This is a genomic window from Celeribacter sp. ULVN23_4, from assembly GCF_054788345.1.
In genome coordinates this window covers 16,577-37,740 of the sequence record NZ_JBTVYO010000010.1, presented here as the reverse complement: position 1 = coordinate 37,740, position 21,164 = coordinate 16,577, and the positions used below count along the sequence as shown (strand labels likewise).

Below are 21,164 nucleotides of genomic sequence, written 5' to 3'. Positions count from 1 at the left end.
TCATTTGTGCTTTCGCGTTGGGCCGTCCTTAATAGTGTCACGGAATGACATCGGAGGTGAAGCCATGACAGAAACCGACATGACCGAAGCCGAGGCGACCGGTGCCGAACTGGCGGCAGAGATCGAAGCGCTGGGCGCGAAGCTGGCCGAGGCGAAGGCCTCGATCACCCGCCGTTTCATCGGTCAGGAAACCGTGGTCGATCTCGTGCTTTCCTCCATGCTCTGCGGCGGCCACGCATTGCTTTTGGGCCTGCCGGGGCTGGGCAAGACCCGTCTGGTTGATACGCTTTCGACCGTCATGGGCCTCAAAGGCGCGCGGGTGCAGTTCACCCCCGATCTGATGCCCGCCGATATTCTGGGCTCTGAGGTGCTGGAAACCGCCACCGACGGCTCCCGAGCCTTCCGCTTCATCGAGGGCCCGGTGTTCTGTCAGCTCCTGCTCGCCGACGAAATCAACCGCGCCTCGCCCCGGACCCAATCCGCACTTTTGCAGGCGATGCAGGAGAAATCCGTCACCATCGCCGGTCAGCCGCATGCGTTGGAAGCGCCCTTCCACGTCCTCGCCACGCAGAACCCGCTGGAACAGGAAGGCACCTATCCGCTGCCGGAGGCGCAGCTCGACCGTTTCCTCGTTCAGGTCGATGTCGAATATCCCGACCGCGACACCGAGCGCGACATTCTGATTGCAACCACCGGCGCGGATGAGGGCGCGGCACATCAGGTTTTCACCGCCGCCGAGCTGATCCGCGCCCAGACCCTTCTGCGCAAAATGCCGGTGGGCGAACAGGTCGTCGAAATGATTCTCGATCTTGTGCGCGCCTGCCGTCCGAATGAGCCCGAAGCGCCTGAGGAGGTGAATGCCTCTGTCGCTTGGGGGCCGGGGCCGCGCGCGGCGCAGGCCTTGATGCTGACGACCCGCGCGCGTGCACTTCTTGATGGCCGGTTCGCGCCGAGCACGGAAGACGTTCTGGCGATGGCCCGCCCGGTTCTCATTCACCGCATGGCGCTGACCTTCGCGGCGCGTGCGCGTGGCGACGATCTGGGGGCGATCATTGCCTCTGTCGCGGCCTCCGCCATGGACGCCCGGACCGCTACCGCGTGAGCGATCAACCCTCTCCCGCTGCCCTGCGCGCCCGCGCAGAGACGCTCGCCGCCCCCTTGCCGCCCTTGCATGCACGGGCCGAACAGCTTGCCCGCGCGTTGTTGATGGGCGGGCATGGGCGTCGGCAATCGGGCATGGGCGACGAGTTTTGGCAATACCGCCCGGCGCAGGCGGGTGATCCCGGTCGCGCGATTGACTGGCGTCGCTCGGGCCGCTCCGACGGGCATTATGTGCGGGAAAAAGAATGGCAGGCGGCGCAGAGCGTGCATCTCTGGGTCGATCTCTCGGCCTCCATGAGTTTCGCCTCTGGCAAGGCTGCCCCGCCGAAATCTGACCGGGCGGCGGTGCTTGCCATGGCCTTGTCTATCCTTCTCATGAAAGGCGGCGAACGGGTGGCGCTGGCCTCTCTTGGCACGCCGCCCCGCATCGGCGCGCTGCAATTGCGGCGCATCGCGGAGGGGCTGTCCCAAGAGGGCGACACAGATTACGGCACGCCTGATGCGCGCCTTTTCCTGCCGCATGCCCGTGCGCTCTTCCTGTCCGATTTCCTCGGCCCCATCGAGGCGATTGAAGAAGCCGTCGGCATGGCCTCGGACCGTGGCATTTCCGGCGTGCTTTACCAAATTCTCGACCCCGCCGAAGAGGCCTTCCCCTATCAGGGCCGCACGGTCTTCACCTCTATGGGCGGCGGCATGCGTCATGAAACTCTGCGCGCGGGCGATTTGCGGGCGCGCTATTTGGACCGCTTGGCCGAGCGCAAGGATCACCTGAACCGCATCGCGCACCATGCTGGCTGGCGCTTTGCCACGCATCACACGAACGGGGCCGACCTGCCTGCGCTTCTGTGGCTTTACGAGGCTTTGGAGGGCCCGCGCTGATGTGGGTTCTCGGTCCGATCGGGTTCACAGCGCCTTGGGTGCTCATCGCGCTCGCGCTTCTGCCGATTCTTTGGCTCCTGCTGCGCGCCGTGCCGCCCGCGCCGATCAAGCGCCGTTTTCCCGGTGTTGCCCTTCTGCTCGGTCTCACCGACGAGGAGGTCGAAACGGACCGCACACCGTGGTGGCTTTTGCTCCTGCGTATGCTGGCCGTTGCCGCCCTCATCATTGCCTTCGCCGGCCCCGTGCTGAACCCGCGTGTCGAGCGTGGTGGTTCCGGGCCTTTGCTTGTCCTGATGGACGCAAGCTGGGCCTCCGCGCCGGATTGGACCCTGCGCATGGGGCGGCTCACGCAGGCGCTCGATGAGGCGGAGGCCGATGGCCGCACCGTCTGCATCCTGCCCGCCAGCGACATTCCTGCCGAGGGCTGTGTCTTTCTGTCCGCCGCCGATTGGCGTCCGCGCCTCGCCGGGCTGGCCCCTGCCGCCTACGCTCCGGACATGGACGCACTCAGCGGGACGCTTTCCTCCCTGCCGAAAGAGGTGGAGACGCTCTGGCTCTCCGATGGTCTGGCGCGCGACGGGCGCGAAACGGTGCTCGCCTATCTGCAATCGCATGGCCCGGTGTCGGTGTTCGAAACCGGGCGCGAGCGTCTGGCGCTTGGGCCTTTGGCGCTGACGGACACGGGCGTGAGTGTTCCGGTGCTCCACGCCGGAGAAGCCCCGCGCGCGGTGACCGTGATCGCGCATGGCACGGACCCTGCGGGCCTTGCCCGCGATCTGGCGCGGCAAACTGTGACGCTTCCAGCCGGGGAGGCCTCCGTCGATGTGGCTTTTGACCTGCCCCCCGAACTGCGCGCCCGAGTCACGCGCTTCGAGATCGAAAGCGAGCCGAGTGCCGGGGCGAAGCGGCTCACCGACGACAGTCTCAAACGCCGCGAGGTCGGCATTGTCTCCGTGCGCGAAGGCGGGGAGGGGCTGCAACTGCTGTCGCAACTCCACTACCTGCGCGCAGCGCTGTTTGGCAAAGCCGATGTGATCGAGGGCAGTTTGGATGACCTGCTGATGGCCAATCCCGATGTCATCGTTCTGGCCGATGTGGCGCGCCTGTCGGGTGGGGAAACCGCGGATGTTCTCGGGTGGGTCAGCGAGGGGGGCCTTCTGCTGCGGTTTGCCGGGCCGCAACTGGCGGCCTCCGACGTGGCGCGCGATGCGGAAGACCCGTTGATGCCCGTGCGGCTGCGCGCGGGGGGGCGCACACTGGGCGGTGCGATGAGCTGGGGCGAACCGAAACGCCTGCGCCCCTTCTCCGAGACCTCTCCTTTCTACGGCCTGCCGGTTCCCGAAGATGTCGAGGTCAATGCGCAGGTCATGGCCCAGCCTGATCCCGAACTCGCGGCCCGTACCATCGCGACGCTGGAGGACGGCACGCCCTTGGTCACCCGAAAAACCGTGGGGCAGGGGCAGGTTGTGTTGTTCCATGTCACAGCCAATGCCGAATGGTCCACGCTGCCGCTCTCTGGCTTGTTCGTCTCCATGCTCGACCGCCTCTCTGTGACTTCGCAAGCCGCGCTTGTGCAGGCCGACGATCTCGCCGGACAAACGCTCCAGCCGCAGCAGGTGATGGATGGATTCGGGCGCTTGTCCGATGCGGGCACGCGTCCTCCGGTTGAAGGCGCGGAATTTGCCAAGGCGCGCGCCACCGTCGCCACACCGCCGGGGCTTTATCAGGGGCGAGACGCGCTTTTGGCTCTGAACGTGATTGGGGCAGGCGATCATTTGACGGCGACCTCATGGCCCTCGAACGTGCCAGTGTCTGGCGTCACGCAGGGCCATGACCGCCCGCTTTCTCCCGCGCTTTTGCTCGCCGCTCTCGCGATGCTTGCTGCCGATCTCATCGCGTCCCTCTGGCTCTCCGGGCGGCTTTTGGGCGCTCGTGCGCTGCCGATTTTGCTCCTCGGAGTTCTGCTTGCCCCGCAAGACCTGCATGCTCAAGACGGCGATGATTTCGCCCTTTTGGCCTCCTCTGAGTTGACCCTCGCCTATGTTCAAACCGGCGATGCCAAGATCGACCGGATTTCCAAGGCCGGGCTTCAGGGCCTCTCCGACATGCTGACCGCGCGCACCTCTGTCGAACCCGCGCCGCCACTTGGCATTGATCTTGAGACTGATCCGCTTGGCTTCTTCCCGATGCTTTACTGGCCGGTCACCGCAGATCAGCCCATGCCTTCGGCGGAGGCTTATACCAAACTCAACGCCTACCTGCGCACCGGGGGCATGATCGTGTTCGACACACGTGACGCCGATCTCGCGGCCTTCGGGGCCGTCACGCCCGCAGGCACACGGTTGCAGGCGCTCGCCAGCCCGCTCGACATCCCGCCGTTGGAGCCGATCCCGGAGGATCATGTCCTCACCCGCGCCTTCTACCTCCTGCGCGATTTTCCCGGCCGTCACGCCGAAGGCACGCTCTGGGTCGAGGCCGCCCCGGAAACAGAACAGGCCGAAGGCATGCCGTTTCGCAACCTCAACGACAACGTGACCCCGGTGATCATCGGCGGCGGCGATTGGGCGGCGGCTTGGGCGGTGGATGACACCGGCTTCCCGTTGTTGCCCGTTGGCCGAGGCCTGTCTGGGGAGCGGCAACGTGAAATGGCTTATCGCTTTGGCATCAACCTTGTGGTCTACGTCCTGACCGGCAATTATAAATCCGATCAGGTCCATGTCCCCGCACTTCTCGACAGGTTGGGCCAATGATCCGCGATCTCGCTTTCTCTCCGCTCATCCCTTGGCCCGTGCTGGCGGTGCTTGCCGCGCTTGCGCTCATCCTGATCGCCTTTGCCGCGATACGGGGTCTTTCCGGTTGGGCGTTCCGGGCTTTGGCCGCTCTTGGTATTCTCGCTTTCCTTGCTGGCCCGTCGCTTCGCGAAGAGCAGCGCGATCCCCTGTCCGACATTGTCTTCCTCGTGGTGGATGAAAGCGCATCCGAAGCGCTCTCCACCCGCCCTGAACAACTCGCCGAAGCCCGCGACACTTTAAAAGCGCGGCTGTCGGCCATGCCCAACACAGAGCTGCGCGTCATCACCCTTGGCGATGCGCCCGACAATCGTGGCACGCTCCTGATGACCGCGTTGCGCGACGCCATGGCGGACGAGCCGCGCGGTCGTCTCGCGGGCGCGTTCCTGCTCTCCGACGGTCAGCTGCATGACGTGGACATCGCCCCCGATTTCCCCGCGCCGGTGCATCTTTTGCTCACCGGCGCGCCGGAGGATTGGGACCGTCGCCTTGTGATCGAAAGCGCGCCCTCCTTCGCCATTCTCGGCGAAGAGGTGACGCTCAAGCTTCGGGTCGAGGATCAGGGCAAACGCCCCGCCGATCTGCCTCAGATCACCGATCTGATGATTTCCATCGACGGCGAGGCGTCTGAGCGTTTCACTGTTCCCATCGGGCGCCCCATCGACGTGCCGCTCAAACTGGCGCATGGCGGTATGAACGTCATCCAGTTCACTCTGCCCGAAGCCCCCGTCGAGCTGACGACCCGCAACAACAGCGCGATGGTTCAGATCAACGGCGTGCGCGACCGCCTTCGCGTCCTTCTGGTTTCGGGCGAGCCGCATAATGGTGAGCGCACTTGGCGCAACCTGTTGAAATCCGATCCTTCCGTCGATCTCGTCCACTTCACCATTCTCCGCCCGCCCTCGAAACAGGACGGTGTCCCGGTCACGGAACTGTCGCTCATCGCCTTCCCGACCCGTGAGTTGTTCATGGAAAAGGTCGATGATTTTGATCTGATCATTTTCGACCGCTACAAGCTGCGCGGCATCCTGCCCGCGTCCTATCTCGACAACATCGCTCGCTATGTCGAAGACGGCGGCGCAGTGCTTTTCGCTGCCGGGGCCGATTTCGCCACCGCCGACAGCCTCTACCGCTCCCCGCTCGCCCGTGTCATCCCTGCGGCGCCGACGGGCCGGGTCATCGACGAACCCTTCCTGCCACGTCTCACCGATCTCGGCGCGCGCCACCCGGTGACCGAGGGGCTCGGCGGGTTGCAGTCTTCTGAGGATGATCCGACTTGGGGTCGTTGGTTCCGTCAGATCGAACTTGATCCGAACGAGAGTGGCGAGACGGTCATGTCCGGCGTCGATGGTCGCCCGCTTCTGGTGTTGGACCGTGTTGGCGAGGGGCGCGTCGCCGTGCTTGGCTCCGATCATGCCTGGCTCTGGACGCGCGGGGTTGAGGGCGGCGGGCCGCAGCTCGAACTTTTGCGCCGTCTTGCGCATTGGATGATGAAAGAGCCCGATCTTGAAGAAGAGGCTCTGACCGCCACCGCCGAAGGCAACACTTTGATCATCACCCGCCGCAGCCTCTCCGAAGGCACGCGTTCTGTCACGGTCGAGGCCCCCGACGGCACCGTCATCGAGATCCCGATGGAAGAGGTCAGTCCCGGCCGTTTCGTGGCTGAGCTGACCGATGGCGAGATGGGCCTCTACCGTCTGCGCGAAGGCGATCAAAGCGCGGTCATGGTCCTTGGTCCGGCGGCTCCGCGCGAGTTCGAAGAAACCATCGCCACGGGCGACAAACTTGCCCCGGTGATCAAAGCCTCTGGTGGCGGCACCTTTGCCGTGTCCGATGGCCTGCCTGCGATCAGAACTGTCCCCGAAGGTCGCGTCGCAGCCGGTCGTGGCTGGATGGGGATCACGCCGCGTGAGGCCTATGTGACGCAATCGACCCGGCTCACGCCGGTGCTGCCGGGCTGGGTCTGGCTGGTGCTGCTGGCCGGGCTGTCACTGGCGGCGTGGCTTCGGGAAGGGCGTCGGTGAGGGGGCTAGCCGCCCCCTCGATCTTGTTAAACCCGAGCAGGTTCTTTTTTGGTCCAGGCATAGGTCTCCATCGCGGGGTCGATCGGGGTGTTCGCGATGTGGTTGGTGTAGTTTGACAGAACCTTCTGCGAGACCCCGACCAGCAGCTCCAGAATCTGTCGTTTTGTGAAGCCGGCTTGCAAAAAGCTCTGCATTTGCGATTCCGTCACGTTGCCCCGCTGGCGCACCACCTGAAGCGTGAAGCTCCGGAGGATTTCAAGCCGGGCATTCGGAAGGGGCGTTTCGTCGCGCAAAGCGTTGGTGATCGCGTCGTCCACCTTCATCATTTTCGCGATGCCTGTGTGGCCCGGAACGCAATAATGGCATTCGTGCTCAACATTGATGCTCTGCCAGATGACAGTCAGCTCGTCTTTGTCAAAGGTCGTTTCTTTCTGAAAAATATTGTGCAGGTCCCAATAGGCTTTGGCGAGGGCCGGGGCTTCGGCCATGACGGCAATCAGGCCAGAGACCCGTCCAAACGCAGATTTTACCTCTTCCATCGTAGGACGGCTTTCCGCCGGGGCGCTTTCCAGGGTGTGTTGCGTAAACTCGATCATATTGCATCTCCAATGATTCTTGAGTGATCGTTCAATTAAGGTGTGAGGTGAGACTAGTTTACTTGAGCGTTTGCTCAATATATATTTTGAGTGATCACTCAAACTTGAAGTCATCGCATATCGGAGGGCGAATCGAATCCCATGGCACGGCAGGCAAACTACGATCGGGACAAAGTGCTCAAATCCGCGATGGAGCTGTTCTGGTCCAAGGGGTTTCACGCGACTTCCCTGAAAGATCTGGAAGCGGCACTCGATATGCGACCGGGCTCGATCTATGCCGCATTTGGCTCAAAGGAAGGCCTGTTTGCTGAAGCGCTCAAAGCCTATTCCGGTCAGACGCGCAGCAATTTCGACGCGGCTTTCCAATCTGATGGCCCCATCTTGTCACGCTTGGCTGACTATATTCGCAGCTTGGGGCGGCAGAATCGGGCGGAAGTGCCCTCGCGTGCCTGCATGTTGGTAAAAACAATTCTCGAAATGCCGGACGATGATCCGAATTTGAGAGGGTTGGCCGAAACCTTAATCGACAACATGGAGCTTGAGTTGACGAAAGTTTTTCAGGCGGCGCAAGCGGCCGGAGAGATTTCCAAGACGCTCGACCCCAAAGCTTTAGCGGCGCGCGTCCAAGTCGATATCATCGGCCTTCGCGCCTATGCCCAGCGGGTCAACGCCGGAAATCGCGCTGCGCAAATTGCCGAGCACATCGGACAAGAAATCGAGGCGCTTGGAAACGCTTGAGGTCGGCGCGAGGGGCCGTTCCTGTGTGGTAGGCGTGCAAAATAATTCCCCGATCTGGGGCAGACAGAACCAGCGCTAGCGACGCTGAGGAGAGTGATAGGTCGATTTTATTGAGTTAAATGTGATGAGGGTAAGGAATGACTTTCGCCATTTTGTTCTGAATGTATTCGGACCGCATTCAGAGACACGGCGGCTCAGACGTGGTGTCCCTGTCGGGTGACGACAAGCATGTGTCGAAAAGGTCCGACAAAACTCCGACGGAAGTCCGACGCTTTGCCGACACTCGATTTCAGGGGGTTTGGGGTACGGATCAGGGCTCTTCGCGGAGTAGGATTTCACGCGAGGTCGAGGCAAATTCGCGGCGGAGCATGATGAAGATCACCAAAGTTCCTCCGCAAAGCAAACCGACCGGCCCCACCAACCAGGAGAGCGCGCCGAGGGCAAAGTAGATGCCGCGAATCCCGGCGTTAAACGCCCGCGCGGCGGTGATGTTCAATTCGCCAGCTTTCTGCGCGCGGGGCAGGGCTTGCGGGTCATGTTCGTCATTGCTGACCGAGGCCATGACCACGCCGCAATAGCCGAACAGCCGGTTCGACCAGATGAATTTCAGGAAGGCGTTGGTGATAAAGAACAGCGCCAGAAGGATTTTCACTTCCCAGATGATCTGCGGTGCGTCCAATGCCAGTTCCCGCGCGACCCCGCTCAACCGATCCGCGTTCGAGATCGCCGCCAACCCGCCGCCGATGGCGATGAGGCAGGCAGACGCCAGAAAACTTGTGCCTTCTCTGAGGGTTGAGAGAACGGTCGCGTCGAAAATTCGCGGTTTGCGGGTGATCATATGGACCATCCAATCGCGGCGGTAATCGGCCACGAGAACCGAGGTGGAGACCCGCTTTTTCGGCGGGTTCTCGATCACATGGCCCAAGATGCCCCAGGCCGCGACCAGATAGATCACAGCGATGGCGTCGAGCGCGGAGAAATGGCGAAGCTGGTCAATGAGTTCCATGTGCGCAGCATTACGCAAGAGAGCTGTTCTTGTCACATCGAAAAATTGGTATTAAAAGTTGACCAATTAGGGAGGAGGAGCCCCAATGGATATGCCAGCCCCGGACAAGGCGCGCCTTGCCAGCAAGCAAGACTTGGCCACGCGTTTGCAGGCGGTGCTCCCGCCCGACGCGGTGATCTCGGCCAGTGAAGAGTTGAAGGCCTATGAATGCGATGCACTGTCGGCGTATCGCTGTCCGCCTCTGCTGGCTGTTTTGCCGGAGACGACGGAACAAGTGTCGGAAATCATGCGGATTTGTCATGAGTTCGCTGTGCCCGTGGTGCCGCGCGGCGCTGGCACGTCGCTGGCCGGGGGCGCGCTGCCGACAGCGGATGCGGTGATCCTCGGCGTCGCACGGCTGCGCGATGTGGTGGAGATCAACACGGACGACCGTTACATTCGGGTGCAGAGCGGCATGACCAATCTGGCCGTGACGGCGGCGGTCGAGGACGGGGGATTCTTCTATGCGCCCGACCCGTCGAGCCAGCTTGCCTGCGCTATCGCGGGCAATATCGCGATGAATTCGGGCGGCGCGCATTGTCTCAAATACGGGGTGACGACGAACAATCTTCTGGGTGTGACCATGGTCATGTCCGATGGCGAGGTGATTGAGATCGGCGGCGCGGAAATGGACGCGCCGGGGCTGGACCTTCTGGGGCTGATTTGCGGCTCGGAAGGGCAGCTTGGGATCGTGACCGAAGCCACCCTGCGCATCCTGCCGAAACCGGAAGGCGCGCGGCCTATTCTTTTTGGCTTCGACAGCAACGAGGTGGCGGGGGCCTGTGTCGCGGACATCATTCGCTCCGGGTTGATCCCGGTGGCGATTGAGTTCATGGATCGGCCCATCATTCGTGCGACCGAAGAGTTCGCGGGCGCGGGATACCCGGATTGCGAAGCGCTTCTCATCGTCGAGGTGGAAGGTTCGGAGCAGGAGATCAACGACCAGCTCTCCCGGATCATCGACATCGCCAAGCGGCACAACCCCGTTGCGATCCGGGAAAGCGAGAGTGCGGAGGAAAGCACCCGAATCTGGCTCGGGCGCAAATCGGCTTTCGGCGCGATGGGGCAACGTGGGGATTACATTTGCCTTGATGGCACGATCCCTGTCGGCGAATTGCCCTCTGTTTTGAAACGCATCGCCGAGCTTGGCACGGAACATGGTCATATGGTCGGCAATGTGTTCCATGCGGGCGATGGGAATATGCATCCGCTGATCCTTTATAACGCCAATGAGCCCGGACAGCTTGAGAGCGCGGAGCGGCTTGGGGCGGAAATCCTTAAACTCTGTGTCGATGCGGGCGGCTGCCTGACGGGAGAGCATGGAGTTGGTGTGGAGAAACGGGAATTGATGACGCATCAGTTCGCGCCCGTCGATCTTGAAGCGCAAATGGGGGTGAAAGACGTGTTTGACCCGAAATGGCTTTTGAACCCGTCGAAGGTCTTTCCGCTTGCGGTGAGTGAAAGCCGGAGGATGGGGGTATGAGCGCTGTGGCTGAGACACTGGCCGCGAGTGAAGCCGATCTGGTGGAGATCATCCAAGGCGGTGGGCCCTTCGTGATCGAAGGCGGCGGAACGCGTCGGATTGGGCTTGCGGAAGGCGATATTCTGTCCACGCGCGGGCTGAATGGCGTCACGCTTTATGAGCCGGGCACGCTGACACTTGTGGCGAAGGCGGGAACGCCGATCAGCGAGGTCGATGCGCTTTTGGCGGCAGAGAACCAACGGCTCGCCTTTGAGGTGCCGAATACGCGCGGGCTTCTGGGCCGGAGCGGGGAGGGCACCATCGGCGGGGTGGTCGCCACGAATGCCTCTGGACCGCGCCGGATCGCCGCCGGGGCCTGCCGCGATTTCTGCCTCGGGGTTCGGTTCGTCGACGGCCTTGGGCAGGTGGTGAAAAACGGCGGACGGGTGATGAAGAATGTCACGGGGCTCGATCTTGTGAAGCTGATGGCGGGGAGCCACGGAACGCTGGGCGTGATGACCGAGGTGAGCCTCAAGGTGCAGCCTCTCCCGGAGACGGTGGTGACACTCAGTGTGCCGGGATGCTCAACAACCGAGGCTGTGGCAATCATGTCGGATATGCTTGGCCAGCCTTTTGATCTGACTGGGGCGGCCTTGCGGCAGGGGACTGTATTTTTGCGTCTCGAAGGGTTCGAGACCTCGCTGCGCTATCGGATCGGCCTTATGCGGGCACGTCTGGAAAGAGACGTGGTGGAGCATTGGGGCACGGGGGCCAGCGATCAGATTTGGCGCGACATCAGGGATGTGACGGCGTTCCATGAGGCGCTGGGCGATGTTTGGCTGGTCTCGGTGCGGCCTTCTCAGGCCGCGCAATTGGTCGAAGCGGTGCAGCCTGCGGATGTGGTCTATGACTGGGGCGGCAACCGGCTCTGGCTCCTGACACAAACGGGGACGAATGTGCGCGCGACACTGCCAAAGGGTCATGCGACGCTTATTCGGGCCAATGATGAAACAAAGCGGCGTTTGGGCGTCTTTCATCCGCAACCGGCGGCTTTGGAACGGATCAGCGCGGGCCTTCGTCAAAAATTCGATCCGGACGGGAAATTCAATCAAGGAATGATGGGCTGATGCAGACGACTTTTACGCCAGAACAGCTCTCTGATCCCGGTATTGCGCGCGCCAATGAAATCCTGCGCGCCTGTGTGCATTGCGGGTTTTGCACGGCGACCTGTCCGACCTACGCGGTCTTGGGGGACGAACTCGACAGTCCGCGCGGGCGGATTTATCTGATCAAGGATATGCTGGAAAACGACCGGGCTGCCGATGAGAAAATCGTCAAGCATCTGGATCGCTGCCTCTCCTGTCTCGCCTGCATGACCACCTGCCCGTCGGGGGTGCATTACATGCATCTGATCGACCATGCCCGTGCGCATGTGGAAAAGACCTACAAACGGCCTTTCATGGATCGGGTGCTGCGTTGGACCTTGGCGAAAATCCTGCCCTATCCCTCGCGGTTCCGCGTGGCGTTGCTTGGCGCGAAGATCGCGAAACCGTTCCGGCATCTGATGCCTGATCCGCGTCTGAAAGCGATGCTGGAAATGGCGCCTGCGCGTATCCCGCCGGTGTCGCGCAACGACGATGCGCAGGTGTTTCCGGCCAAGGGCCTGCGCAAAATGCGGGTCGCATTGATGACGGGTTGCGCGCAAAAGGCGCTCGACACAGATATCAACGATGCGACCATCCGGCTTTTGACCCGGCTGGGCTGTGAGGTCGTCGTGGCAAAGGGCGCAGGGTGCTGCGGCGCGCTCACCCATCACATGGGCAAGGAAGCGGAGGCGCATGGCACGGCGGCGAAGAACATCCGCGCCTGGATGCGCGAGATTGAGGGCGAGGGGTTGGACGCCATCGTGATCAACACGTCGGGCTGCGGCACGACGGTCAAGGATTATGGCCATATGTTTCGAACCACTGAGCTGGCCGAGGATGCGGCGCGTGTGGCGGCTTTGGCGAAAGACGTGTCCGAGGTTCTGATGCAGCTCGATCTGCCGGACGGGAAACAGGCCTTGAAAGTCGCCTATCATCCCGCCTGTTCGTTGCAGCACGGGCAACAGATCAAAACCCACCCGAAAACGCTTTTGAAAAAGGTCGGTTTCGAGGTGGTCGAGCCGCGCGACAGCCATCTGTGTTGCGGTTCCGCCGGGACGTACAATCTGTTGCAGCCGGAAATTTCAAAGAATCTGAAAGAGCGCAAAATCAAGACATTGGCGGCGAAGACCCCAGATGTGGTGGCCGCAGGCAATATCGGCTGCATCATGCAGATCGGATCGGGCATGGATGTGCCTGTCTTGCATACGGTTGAGCTTCTGGATTGGGCAACGGGTGGTCCTAAGCCATCCAAATTATTCGCGAATCGGTCATAATCAGGTCTTGAAGGCCCCGTAGCGTGAAAGACGCGCAGAGACAGAGGGCTGTAAACGGGGCTGATGAGGCGGAGATGAAGAAGCTACTGACGATCGTGTTCCTGACCCTGATGGGCGGGATGGCGCAGGCGGACAGCGCGCTCAAGACCTTTCGCACCCTAGATGACAGCCGGGGATGGGAAGCGGTCGGGCGGCTGGATTTCGCTGGGCGCAGTTTTTGTACCGGAACGCTGATCTCCGACCGCCTCGTTTTGACGGCGGCGCATTGCATGTTCGACGCGACGACCAAGACCCGTCATCGTCCCTCAGACGTGAGCTTCAAGGCCGGTTGGCGCAACGGGCAGGCGCAGGCCTATCGCAACGCCAAGGCAATCTATGTCCACCCGGATTTTGCGCTCGATAGCGGTGATTTGCATGACCGGCTGGTTAATGATGTGGCGCTGGTCGAACTCGCCCGCCCCGTGCGCAACACCTCAGTGCATCCGTTTCCCGTCTCGGTCCGTCCGGACAAAGGGCAGGCCGTCGGTGTCGTGTCCTATGCCCATGATCGTGCGGAAAGCCCGTCATTGCAGGAACTCTGTCATGTGATGGCGCGCCAAGGCGGGGTGCTCGTGACCTCTTGCGAAGTCGATTTCGGGTCTTCCGGCGCGCCCATATTTGACATGTCGGACGGCACGCCGCGTATCGTGTCTGTGATCTCTGCCAAGGCCAAACTCCATGGCGAGCGGGTGTCCGTCGGCACTTCTCTGGATGGGGCTTTGGCCGAGTTGTTGGATATGGCGGCGACGGGGCGGGATCATTTCCAGAAAGTCGATGCCGGGGCGAAACCCGATCTCATCAATACCGAATATTCCGTTGGGGCTTTGCGGCAGTAACCGTCGGAGACGCGTAGTGCGGCCCTCTTGAAACCGTCTTTCTCCATACCCAGATTCCTGATGTCGGATGCCTGAATAGGGTTCGACGCCTCGCCTGTCCGACCGTCGGAAGGCTCACATTTTGGAATCGCTCAATGGAGGATACCCATGCGCAACTTTGATCTTGCACCGCTTTACCGCGCCACCGTCGGCTTCGACCAAATCGCCGACATGATGGACCGGGTTTTGACCCAAGAGGTCAGCCAACCCAGCTACCCGCCCTATAACATCGAGAAAACCGCTGAGGACGCCTGGCGCATTTCGCTCGCCGTCGCCGGTTTTTCGACCGAAGACATTGCTATCGAGCAGCGTGAAAACGCTCTGGTCGTGTCTGCCCGCAAAGCCGAAAGCGAAGAAGAAAAAGGCAAGACCTATCTCCACCGCGGCATTGCGACCCGCGCTTTCGAGCGCCGCTTCACGCTGGCCGAACATGTGAAGGTCATGGGCGCGAGCCATGAAAACGGCATGCTCCATATCGATCTGAAACGCGAAGTGCCCGAAGCCCTCAAACCGCGCCGGATCGAGATTGCCGGGCCGAACACGGTCGAAACCAAGGTGATCGAAAGCGAACGGACCACCGAGGTCTAAGCTTCTCGGGGGGCTCTGCCCCGCACCCCGGGATATTTCGGGACAAAAGAAGTCCTGAGCCCCTTTCGGAAAGCAAAACGCCCGCCGGTTTGGCGGGCGTTTCTTTGTCTGGTGAGCTTGGCTTATTCGACGGTGCCGATGGACCAGAAGAAGGTCTCGCCGGAGCTGTCGTCCACGCCATCGTTGTCGGTGGAGACGAACATCTCGCCATCTTTGGTGATCGCAAGGCCTTCGACCTTGTCGACGATATAGCCGTTGTAAGAGGCAAGATCCGGGATCAGGTCGCGGACCTCTTCTTTGGACACAACCGGAAGATCGCCACCCAGCGGGGCCGGGACCATTTCGGAAGCCGGGATGCGGTAGATTTTCTTGATCTTCGCATTGGCGCCGATCTGGTTGTCGCGCTCGATCACGTAGAAGTAATCGCCATGCGCAACGATCTCGGACAGACCAACCCAACCGGTGTCCGGCTCGGCTTTCTCATAGCGCACCGCGCCCCACTCGCCGGTCTCAATGTTATAGGCGACGAGCTTCACGGTGTTCTTCGGATCGTCCGCCCATTCACGCTGAACCGCCATCCAGAGCGTGTCACCGACTTTTGTGATGCCCTCGAAACCAAAGCGTTTCTCGTTGTTCAGAAGCTCGGCGGGAAGGCCGACTTCCTGTTTGATCATGCCTTTGGCGTTCACATGGTAAAGCGCGTGCGCGATGACGCGATCCGTGCGGCCCTCGGAAGCGGCCCAGAAGCCACCCACGCCATCGAGCGTGATGCCTTCCATGTCGAGTTTCTGCGCGGCATCGCCATTGGCGCGCACAACACGGAGAGCTTTGGTGATGCGGGCTGGTTTCGAGGACGGATCAATGGTGAAGATGGTGGGTTGATAGCCGTAAAAGCTGTCGTTCACGGCGTAGATCATGCCGTCTTCATCGGCGACCATGCCGGAGATGGCGCCCCAACCGATCAGCTCGTCCGCACCTGCGGAGGTCAGCGTCGGGTATTGTGCGTCGCCTTCCGCCCGTTCGAAGATCATGACATGCGCGCGTACGCCGCCGTCTTCGATCAGGTCGCTCTCATTGGCGGAGACCAAGAGGTTGCGTTCCGGGATGGCGACATAGCCTTCCGGCCCGATACCCGAGGGGAGAACCTGCTCCAGAACCGGAGCGGCCGGATCGGTAACGTTGTAAACGCCGACGGCAGAACCGCGCTCGGAGCCGACGAAGACATAAGGCGTGTCGCCGAATGTGGCGGTCTCGATGCTTTCCGGCTCAACGCCTTTGGCGTCGGAGCGTTTGTCCGGATAATGACCGATCTGGATCAGAGCATGTTCGAAGGTGTTGCCGCTCTCATAGACGACCGTGCCGTCTTTTGAGAAGATCGTCCAACCGCGCGAACCGCCGTCCATATCGCCTTCGTTGGCAATGGCGAAATGGTTGTCGTCGATCCATTTCACAGCATCGGGTTCGCGTTTGCGGCTCAGTTGTTCATCGGTGAAGATCAGCGCGCCGCGCTCATCTTTGGCGTCGATCTCGGTCAGGTCCACGGTGCCAGCGGGGAAGTGCGCAATCAACTCGCCGTCCTTATTCACGATGGCGATGTGGTTGTTTTCCTGCATTGTGATGACGGTTTCGCCGAGGCTGTTCACATCCACGAATTCCGGTTCCGGATCTTCCGGGGAAATCTCGGCGAGATCGGTCATGTCGACGTTTTTGGTCGTGGCGCAATCGGCTTTGCCGTCTGCGATTTGGATCATTGTCAGGAAGCCTGCGGGCATCTGGCCGGTGCGGCCGTCGCCGAGGTCTTCGTCGCGCTCGTTCTCGATCGCGATGGACAGGAAGCCGCCGTCTTTCGACAGGGCGATGGAGTCGGGCTGGCCTTCGAGGGCACAGCTTTCCACGACCTCATGGGTGTCGAGATTCACTTCGACCATCTGGCCGGAAGTGTTGATGTAATCCTCGGAGGTGTTCACCGCCACGAAGGCCGTGTTGCCGATGACGGCGACGGAGGTCGGCTCGCCCGGCATTTCGATGTTGCCAAGCGGTTTCGGATTTTTCGGATCGGTGATGTCGATCAGGCCGACAACGCCCAGCGGGCTATCGGTGTAGATCAGCGTCATGCCATCTTCCGAGGCGGCGATGATCTCGGCGGAGGTTTCGCGCGCCTTGTCTTCGCCCTCGGCCATGTTGTCCGGGGTGGCGAAAGAGGCGATGCGGTTGAAATTCATTTCGGCGGAGGCTCCGGTCGCGGTGATCGCGAGCGCAGAGGCGGCCAGCAGCAGGTGCTTTTTCATTTGGAGTCCCTCGTCATTACACGTGCGCGCGGTGTGACGAAAGGAAATGTCGTCTGAATGATGGTTTTGTATCATTTTTGTAAAGGGGGCTGTGCTTTGAGTGTAAAGTCAGCGGTGTTGACTTAATGCCGCGAAAGCGCGAGATGGGTGCCCTGAATGGAGAAGAAAAATGAGTCTGTCGCCCAGTTTGAACACGCTGTTTGCCAAACGCACCCAAAAAATGAAGGCCTCCGAGATCCGCGAGCTTCTGAAACTGCTGGATCAACCGGACATCATTTCTTTCGCGGGCGGCATTCCTGATCCGGCCTATTTCCCGCGCGAGGCTTTCGCCGACGCGATGGTAAAAGCGACGAGCGAGCAGGCGGCGGGCGTGGCGCTTCAGTATTCCACCTCCGAAGGCTACACGCCGCTGCGTGACTGGATCGTCGATTACATGGGCCGTCACGGTGTCACATGTACCCGCGACAACATTCTGATCACGGCGGGGTCGCAGCAGGCACTGGATTATCTCGGCAAGCTGTTCCTCGACCCGAATGATACGGCTCTTGTGGCCTGGCCGACCTATATGGGCGCGCTTGGGGCGTTCAACGCCTATGAGCCGCGCTATGACCGGTTCGATCCGCAGGCCAACCGCCCGGTCGAAGATATCACCGCTGATGCGGAAGCCGCTGGCGGAGAGGTGAAGTTCGTTTACCTCTCGTCCGATTTCGCCAACCCCACAGGCGTGACTCTGACCGAAGACCAGCGTCTGACCGTTCTCAAGCGCGCCGAAGCAATCGGTTGCGCCGTGATCGAGGACGCGGCCTATCAGGAGTTGCGGTACGAAGGCGAAGACGTGAAGCCGATGCTGGCGCTTGAGATTGAGCAGAAAGGCTCCATCGAAGACTGCCGCACGATCTATCTCGGTTCTTTCTCCAAAACACTGGCGCCGGGGCTGCGCGTTGGTTGGGCTGTCGCCGCGAAACCGGTCATTCAGCAGATGGTTCTGACCAAACAGGCCGCCGATCTTCAAACCGCAACGATCAACCAGATCGCGGTCAATGAGGTGGCGCGCGGCGTGTTCGATTCGCATGTCGCGAAGCTGCGCGAAGTTTACGGCGTGCGTTTGAATGCGATGCTGGCCTCGATGGAACGGCATATGCCTGAGGGTGTCGAATGGACGAAGCCGGAAGGTGGGATGTTCGTTTGGGTCACCCTGCCGAAAGGTATGGACGGCGCGGCGCTTCTGGAAAAAGCGCTGGACGCGAAAGTCGCCTTCGTGCCGGGTGGGGCCTTCTATGCTGACGGCTCGAACACCAACACGCTGCGTCTCAACTTCTCGATGTCGGCTGCGGCCAAGATCGAAGAGGGCATCGCCCGTCTTGGCAATGTGATCCGCGCTCAGATGTGAGCCAGACAGGCCAGGTGTGAGCCAGACAGGATTGTGAATGAAAAAGGCGCCGGAGAAATCCGACGCCTTTTTTGATGTCTGAAGCGCGTGTTTAGCGCAGGAAAGAAATCGCCGCCGTCGGGGCGAGGTTCTGTTCCGAGAGCCAATGCTTGAGGCGCATCGGGTCCGGGTTCACCGGGTCTGGGCCGAATTCCTGTGCCGCGAGGCCGCCGGTGATAAAGAGCACATCAAGCCCTTCGCCAATCGCGCCCATCACATCCGTGCCGATACCGTCGCCGATGCAGAGGATACGGTCGTCATCAATCGCTGCGATCTGCGCGAGACGACGGCGGGCCAGATCATAGATCGGCGGATGCGGTTTGCCGAAATAGAGGCTCTCACCGCCCATTTCCGTATAAAGCGCCGCGAGCGCGCCCGCGCACCATTCCCGAACCTCGCCACGATCCACGACAATATCGGGGTTGGCGCAGAGGAGCTTCATGCCCTTCTGCTTGGCGTACATAAATTGCGGACGGTAAATCTCCGGATCGGCCAGCGGGTCTTCCGGGCCGGAACAGACGATGCCATCGGCCTCTTCCAAGGGAACTTCGGTGATCGTGACCGCTTCGTCGGTGACGATGTCCATCGGCTGCATGAAGTCGTCTTTGAACACGTCGCCAATGTGGTGAATTTTCTCACCAACCACGCCGAGATACATCGCCATGCGGGCAGAATCGCCAGAGGTCGCAATGGCGTCATAGGCATCTTTCGGAACGCCAAACTCTTCGATTTGATCCGCGACGGAGCGCCAGGGGCGCGGCGAGTTGGTGACCAGAACGACCTTACCGCCGCCCGCCCGGTACTTCTGCATCGCTGCCACCGCCTCTGGGAAGGCTTTGACACCGTTGTGCATACAGCCCCAGAGATCGACGAACAGGGCGTCGTATTCGTTGGAAATTTCGGACAGCTCTCGGATCAGGCGGGTCATCACGGCCTCACAGTGTTTCGTCGCCCTTTGTTAACGCGAGCGTACGGGAATGGACAGGGTGAATGGGGCAAATGGGGCGATCAGCGCTGCGGGTCTTTCATGAGACCATACCAGAGCCAGAACAGAACCGCTTCTGTCACAACGGCGAGCGCGATACCCGGCCCGACGCGGCCGAGAACAAATTCGCTCAGCCCTAAAAGCACAAGCGCCAGCATCGTGACTGCCATGGCGCGGGCGATGGCACTTCGGGCCAAATCCGAACGCGCGATGTCTTTAAGCCCCCAGAGCATCAGACCGGGGGCGAGAAACAGAACAGCCGCGCGGCGGGCCATCACGGCGCCGGATAGCGAAGGTTCAAGATGAAACAGCCAGAAGAACAGAGAAGGCGCTACGAAAATCGCAACGGCGAGGGCCAGGCAAATTCCGGCAGTGATCCGGGACAAAAGCGGGAATGATGGCATCAGGCACCGAAGGCTTTGGGATAGATCAGTTCCTTCACCTTGGCTTTCGAAGGCCCCGCCGTCAACGTATGTGTGAGCGGGTAGGGGGAGGAGAAACCGTCCCCGATCAGTTGGAAGCCGCAGCGGGTGTAGAAGTCCGGCTCTCCGAGCACGACAAGGCTCTGACCTGACATCTCGGCCCATTGTGTGATCATCCCGACAAGCCGACGCCCGAAACCGCGCCCTTGCAGGTCCGGCCGGATCGCGACGGGCGCGAGGCAGAGCCAGCCTTTCGGCGACACCATTTTCGAGAGCGCGGCATAGCCGATCACCTCACCCGACATCGGCAGGACCATTTCCCCGGCGATGCTGCGCGATTTGCGCAGGGCATCCACAAGCTGTGCCTCGTCCTTCTGACCGAAAGCGGCGTTCAAAAGCTCGGTCACGGCAGCTTCTTCGCCGCGTTTCATTTCGCGCATGAAATCAGGGGATTTGAACATGGTGTCTTCCGCATCAGGGTCAAAGAAAAAGGGGCGCAGTGCTGCGCCCCTTATATATCGTCATCACATCCGAATGGCTCAGAGTTTGAGGTTCGGGATGATTTGTTTTTTGCGAGACATGATGCCCGGCAACACCACAGAGTCGCCGGTCACGGTCGCGCCGAAGGATTTTTCGGCCACGGTTTTGCACAGATCGTTCGGCACAAAGAAGGTGGCTTCCTCATTGAGGATGTCCACGACGAAGAGCAGAACCTGATCGACACCATCTTCGGCTTCGACGGTCTTGAAGCTTTCCATGATGGAGGCCTGACGGTCGAGAACCAGTTTCGGCGCGGTGGTTTCCAGAACGGAGACGCGGAACTTGGTGCCTTCGACTTCGTATTCTTTGCTGTCCATGCGGATCAGCTCGGCGTCGGAGAAGGCGGAAATGTCGGATTTGGCTTCGAACATCTCAGACGCATACTGGCTGAGGTTGATGTTCAGCTCGGAGGCCAGTTTCTCGGCCAGCGCCTTGTCCACGTCGGTGGTGGTCGGCGAACGGAATTCCAGCGTGTCGGACAGGATGCAGGAGAGCATCGCACCTTTGATGTTGTCGGGCATCTTGTCGGCGTCATCGCCCATCAGGTCGTACATGATGGTCGCGGTACAGGCGAGCGGACGGATGGTGATGTCGATCGGACCTTTGGTTTCCAGACCGCCCACCAGTTTGTGGTGGTCGATGATCGCGGTCACGTTGGCGTCGTTGATCGCCTCCGGCAGCTCGGCCGGGTTGTTGGTGTCGACGATGACAACGTCTTGGCCCTCGGCCACTTCGGAAATGATCTCGGGTTTGTCGAAACCCCATTTCTCGACCACGAAAGCGGCTTCGGTGTTCGGCTCGCCCAGCAGGACGGCTTTGGCGTCGACGCCTTTCACTTCGTTGAGGTACCACGCCCAGATGAGCGGGGAGCCGGTGGAATCGGTGTCGGGGGATTTGTGGCCGAAAACAAGCGTGGTCATGCGGGGTCAGTCCTTCGCGAATGGT

Annotated in this window: 18 protein-coding genes; 11 read left to right on the top strand and 7 right to left on the bottom strand. The window is 61.0% G+C overall.

Annotated elements, in window-relative coordinates:
• The first annotated feature begins 79 nt into the window (after positions 1 to 79).
• Genes ACYBHZ_RS17425 through ACYBHZ_RS17410 form a run of 4 tightly spaced genes read left to right on the top strand, consistent with a single transcriptional unit; the run spans position 80 to position 6,793 of the window.
• Positions 80 to 1,102, top strand: coding sequence for an AAA family ATPase (locus ACYBHZ_RS17425; RefSeq protein WP_460275652.1), 1,023 nt, complete (start codon positions 80 to 82; stop codon positions 1,100 to 1,102).
• Positions 1,099 to 1,980, top strand: coding sequence for a DUF58 domain-containing protein (locus ACYBHZ_RS17420; RefSeq protein WP_460275575.1), 882 nt, complete (start codon positions 1,099 to 1,101; stop codon positions 1,978 to 1,980). Before ACYBHZ_RS17425 ends, ACYBHZ_RS17420 begins: the two co-directional genes overlap by 4 nt.
• Positions 1,980 to 4,730: a DUF4159 domain-containing protein gene (locus tag ACYBHZ_RS17415; RefSeq protein ID WP_460275574.1), complete on the top strand. Its 2,751-nt coding sequence runs from the start codon at positions 1,980 to 1,982 to the stop codon at positions 4,728 to 4,730. Before ACYBHZ_RS17420 ends, ACYBHZ_RS17415 begins: the two co-directional genes overlap by 1 nt.
• A complete protein-coding gene (locus ACYBHZ_RS17410; RefSeq protein WP_460275573.1) occupies positions 4,727 to 6,793 on the top strand; it encodes a hypothetical protein in 2,067 nt (688 codons plus the stop codon). The genes ACYBHZ_RS17415 and ACYBHZ_RS17410 overlap by 4 nt, the downstream gene beginning before the upstream one ends.
• 26 nt (positions 6,794 to 6,819) lie before the next feature.
• On the opposite strand, the gene ACYBHZ_RS17405 is transcribed toward ACYBHZ_RS17410, so the two are convergent.
• Positions 6,820 to 7,389, bottom strand: coding sequence for a carboxymuconolactone decarboxylase family protein (locus tag ACYBHZ_RS17405; RefSeq protein ID WP_460275571.1), 570 nt, complete (start codon positions 7,387 to 7,389; stop codon positions 6,820 to 6,822).
• A 141-nt stretch (positions 7,390 to 7,530) separates the two neighbouring features.
• Between ACYBHZ_RS17405 and ACYBHZ_RS17400 the strand changes: the two genes are divergently transcribed.
• The gene (locus ACYBHZ_RS17400; RefSeq protein ID WP_460275570.1) at positions 7,531 to 8,127 is read left to right on the top strand and encodes a TetR/AcrR family transcriptional regulator; all 597 of its coding nucleotides are present in this window, start codon (positions 7,531 to 7,533) and stop codon (positions 8,125 to 8,127) included.
• A gap of 310 nt (positions 8,128 to 8,437) precedes the next feature.
• Here ACYBHZ_RS17400 and ACYBHZ_RS17395 read toward each other — a convergent pair whose 3' ends face one another.
• On the bottom strand, positions 8,438 to 9,133 hold the full coding sequence (locus ACYBHZ_RS17395) for a DUF599 domain-containing protein (protein ID WP_460275569.1): 696 nt from the start codon (positions 9,131 to 9,133) through the stop codon (positions 8,438 to 8,440).
• Positions 9,134 to 9,218: 85 nt separating this feature from the next.
• Between ACYBHZ_RS17395 and ACYBHZ_RS17390 the strand changes: the two genes are divergently transcribed.
• From ACYBHZ_RS17390 to ACYBHZ_RS17370, 5 genes are all read left to right on the top strand, one after another.
• A complete protein-coding gene (locus ACYBHZ_RS17390; RefSeq protein WP_460275568.1) occupies positions 9,219 to 10,655 on the top strand; it encodes an FAD-linked oxidase C-terminal domain-containing protein in 1,437 nt (478 codons plus the stop codon).
• Entirely contained in the window at positions 10,652 to 11,761 is a 1,110-nt protein-coding gene (locus ACYBHZ_RS17385; protein ID WP_460275567.1) for an FAD-binding protein, read from the top strand. The genes ACYBHZ_RS17390 and ACYBHZ_RS17385 overlap by 4 nt, the downstream gene beginning before the upstream one ends.
• Positions 11,761 to 13,053, top strand: a complete 1,293-nt coding sequence (glcF, locus tag ACYBHZ_RS17380; protein WP_460275566.1) for a glycolate oxidase subunit GlcF — start codon at positions 11,761 to 11,763, stop codon at positions 13,051 to 13,053. The genes ACYBHZ_RS17385 and glcF overlap by 1 nt, the downstream gene beginning before the upstream one ends.
• Positions 13,054 to 13,127: 74 nt before the next feature.
• A complete protein-coding gene (locus tag ACYBHZ_RS17375; RefSeq protein ID WP_460275565.1) occupies positions 13,128 to 13,928 on the top strand; it encodes a trypsin-like serine peptidase in 801 nt (266 codons plus the stop codon).
• Between the two features lie 147 nt (positions 13,929 to 14,075).
• Entirely contained in the window at positions 14,076 to 14,555 is a 480-nt protein-coding gene (locus ACYBHZ_RS17370) for an Hsp20 family protein (protein ID WP_460275564.1), read from the top strand.
• A 122-nt stretch (positions 14,556 to 14,677) separates the two neighbouring features.
• Here the strand turns inward: ACYBHZ_RS17370 and ACYBHZ_RS17365 are convergent, their stop codons facing one another.
• The gene (locus ACYBHZ_RS17365; RefSeq protein WP_460275563.1) at positions 14,678 to 16,843 is read right to left on the bottom strand and encodes an esterase-like activity of phytase family protein; all 2,166 of its coding nucleotides are present in this window, start codon (positions 16,841 to 16,843) and stop codon (positions 14,678 to 14,680) included.
• A gap of 169 nt (positions 16,844 to 17,012) precedes the next feature.
• On the opposite strand from ACYBHZ_RS17365, the gene ACYBHZ_RS17360 reads away from it, so the two are divergent.
• The gene (locus ACYBHZ_RS17360; protein WP_460275562.1) at positions 17,013 to 18,233 is read left to right on the top strand and encodes an aminotransferase-like domain-containing protein; all 1,221 of its coding nucleotides are present in this window, start codon (positions 17,013 to 17,015) and stop codon (positions 18,231 to 18,233) included.
• 91 nt (positions 18,234 to 18,324) lie between these two features.
• Here ACYBHZ_RS17360 and ACYBHZ_RS17355 read toward each other — a convergent pair whose 3' ends face one another.
• The 4 genes from ACYBHZ_RS17355 to ACYBHZ_RS17340 form a co-directional block, all read right to left on the bottom strand.
• Positions 18,325 to 19,200 (bottom strand): TIGR01459 family HAD-type hydrolase, encoded by an 876-nt coding sequence (locus ACYBHZ_RS17355; protein ID WP_460275561.1) that lies wholly within the window; start codon positions 19,198 to 19,200, stop codon positions 18,325 to 18,327.
• 80 nt (positions 19,201 to 19,280) lie between these two features.
• Complete coding sequence (locus ACYBHZ_RS17350; RefSeq protein ID WP_460275560.1) at positions 19,281 to 19,661, bottom strand: hypothetical protein; 381 nt, start codon at positions 19,659 to 19,661, stop codon at positions 19,281 to 19,283.
• Positions 19,661 to 20,140 (bottom strand): GNAT family N-acetyltransferase, encoded by a 480-nt coding sequence (locus tag ACYBHZ_RS17345; protein ID WP_460275559.1) that lies wholly within the window; start codon positions 20,138 to 20,140, stop codon positions 19,661 to 19,663. Before ACYBHZ_RS17345 ends, ACYBHZ_RS17350 begins: the two co-directional genes overlap by 1 nt.
• A gap of 78 nt (positions 20,141 to 20,218) precedes the next feature.
• Complete coding sequence (locus ACYBHZ_RS17340) at positions 20,219 to 21,139, bottom strand: manganese-dependent inorganic pyrophosphatase (RefSeq protein ID WP_460275558.1); 921 nt, start codon at positions 21,137 to 21,139, stop codon at positions 20,219 to 20,221.
• Positions 21,140 to 21,164 lie beyond the last annotated feature (25 nt).